The following is a 2,547-nucleotide window of genomic DNA, read 5'->3' on the forward strand; positions in this document are numbered from 1 at the left end:
GGCGGCACCCGGCGCCACGCCGGGTGCCGCCCGCTGCCAGTCCACCCCGAACAGGCAGTCCGCGGTCACCGGGCGCGCGGCACTGAGCTGGGACTCCGTGACGGGGCGCGCGACCACCGATGCGACGGTGGCCACCGTCCGTCCGTCGGTGTCGGCCGCGGTCAGTCGTACGGTGTCCTGGCCCGTCGGGGTCAGGCGGACGCGCAGCTCGCGGGGCGCGCGCTCGCCGGGTGTCAGGCGTACGCCGGTCCAGGCGAAGGGCAGCAGGGCGGCGCCGTCCCCGTCCGGGCCTGCGGCGAAGGCGGCGTGGAAGGCGGCGTCGAGCAGGGCCGGGTGCAGGAGGTGACGGGGGTCGAAGCCGTCCGTGGCGTCCACGGCGACGTCCGCGCAGAGCTCGGCGCCGTGCCGCCAGACCCGCCGCAGCCCGCGGAACATCCCGCCGTACTCCATGCCCCGCGCCGCGAGGCGTCCGTACAGGTCGCCGATGCCGACCGGCACCGCGCCCGCGGGGGGCCAGACGACCGGCTCCCCCGCCTGCGCCTCCTCACCCGGCGAGTCCGCCGACCGTGCCGTCGTCCCCCTCTCCACCCCGGGACCGCCCAGCACGCCGGACGCGTGCCGCGTCCAGCCGCCCGCGCCGTCCTCCGCGTGAAGGGTGAAGGCGGCACGGCCCCGCGCGTCGGTCTCCGCGGCCTGAAGCTGTACGGACACCTCGTCCGCGCGGATCAGCAAGGGCGCTTCGAGGGTCAGTTCCTCCACCGTCGGCAGGCCGAGGCGCCGACCGGCCGTCGCGGCGAGTTCGACCAGGGCCGTGCCCGGCACGACGACCTCGCCGAAGACCGTGTGGTCGGCGAGCCAGGGGTGGCGGGTGGGCGAGAGGCGGCCGGTGAAGACGTGCCCGAGCGATCCGGCGAGGCTCAGTTGTCCGGAGAGGACGGGGTGCCGCACGGACGCCGCTGCGGCCGCGCCCGCGTCGTCGGCGGGGTGGTCGACCCAGAACCGCCGCCGGGTGAAGGCGTACCTCGGCAGTTCCACGCGCCGTGCGTCGCGGCCGGCGAACGCCGCCCTCCAGTCGACGTCCACGCCGCCCACGTACGCCTCTCCCACGCTGTCCAGGAAGTCGGCGGGGCCGCCGTGGTCGCGCTTCAGGGTGCCGATGACGGTCGTGCCGGGGCCGGGGGCGGCCGATTCGAGGGTGTGGCTGATCGGGGTGGTCACCACCGGGTGCGGGCTGACCTCGATGAACGTGCGGTAACCGGCGTCGGCCATGGCGCGGACGGTGTCCTCGAACAGCACGGGGCCGCGCAGGTTGGTGTACCAGTAGCCCGCGTCGAGCGCGGTGGTGTCCGTGCGCTCGGCGGTCACCGTGGAGTAGAACGCGGTGTCCGGTGCGGACCGGGGCCGCACCGGGCCGAGGGCCGCCCGCAGCTCTGGCTCAAGCTCCTCCATCTGCGGCGAGTGGGAGGCGTAGTCGACGGGGACCCTGCGCGCCCAGACGCCTTCCGCCGCGCAGTCCTCGGACAGCTCGGTGAGGGCGTCGGCCGGTCCGGAGACGACCACGGACGAGGGGCTGTTGACCACGGCGACGCAGAGGTCCGCCGCCGGTCCTGGCAGGGCGGCGATGCGTGCCCGTACGTCCGCCGCCGGTTCGGCGACCGACAGCATGCCGCCGCCCGTGCCGAGCGTGGCGATGGCGCGGCTGCGCAGCGCCACGACGCGGGCCGCGTCGTCGAGCGACAGCGCCCCCGCGACGCAGGCGGCCGCCATCTCGCCCTGGGAGTGGCCGACCACCGCGTCGGGCCGCACTCCGTAGGAGCGCCAGAGCGCGGCGAGCGACACCATCACGGAGAACAGGACGGGCTGGACGACGTCGACGCGGTCCAGGGACGGGGCGCCGGGCTCGTCGTTCAGGACGGCGAGGAGGTCGTAGCCGAGGTGGGGGGCGAGGGCCTTCGCGCACTCCTCGACGCGGTGGGCGAACACGGGCGCGGAGGCGAGGAGTTCCGCCGCCATGCCCGCCCACTGCGAGCCCTGGCCCGGGAAGACGAAGGCGACCTTGCCGGGCCGTATGCCGCCTTCCGCCGCTTCCCGTCCGTCCTCGGGGGACGCGAGCCGGGCCAGCCGGTCGAGGAGTCCGTCCCGGTCACCGCCGACGACGACGGCCCGGTGCGAGAGCGGGGCACGGGTGGTGGCGAGGGCCCACCCGATGTCGGCCACGCTCGACTCGGGACGCGCGGTCACCCAGCCGTGCAACCGGCGGGCCTGCGCGGCGAGCCCGCCGGGGCCCTTCCCGGACAGGGGCCAGACGACGGGTGCGGGGTCCGGGGCGTCGCCGGGCGCCCGTCCGGAGGTTTGCGGGGCGTCGGCGAACGGCACCTCCGCGTCCGGCGGTTCCTCGATGATCAGGTGGGCGTTGGTTCCGCTCGCTCCGAAGCCCGACACGCCCGCGCGGCGGGGGCGTGTGCCCGTGGGCCAGGGGCGCGCGGTCGTCAGGAGTGCGACCGTGCCCGGTGACCAGTCGGCCGCCGACGCTCCACGCGGAGGAGC

1 protein-coding gene is annotated in these 2,547 nt (G+C 76.4%); it reads right to left on the bottom strand.

The features are described 5' to 3' along the window. On the bottom strand, positions 1-2,547 hold a 2,547-nt coding region (locus tag AB8Z36_RS37895), incomplete at both ends, for an acyltransferase domain-containing protein (RefSeq protein WP_369217915.1).

The sequence above is a fragment of the Streptomyces flavofungini genome (genome assembly GCF_041028215.1).
Taxonomy (GTDB): Bacteria; Actinomycetota; Actinomycetes; order Streptomycetales; family Streptomycetaceae; genus Streptomyces; species Streptomyces flavofungini_B.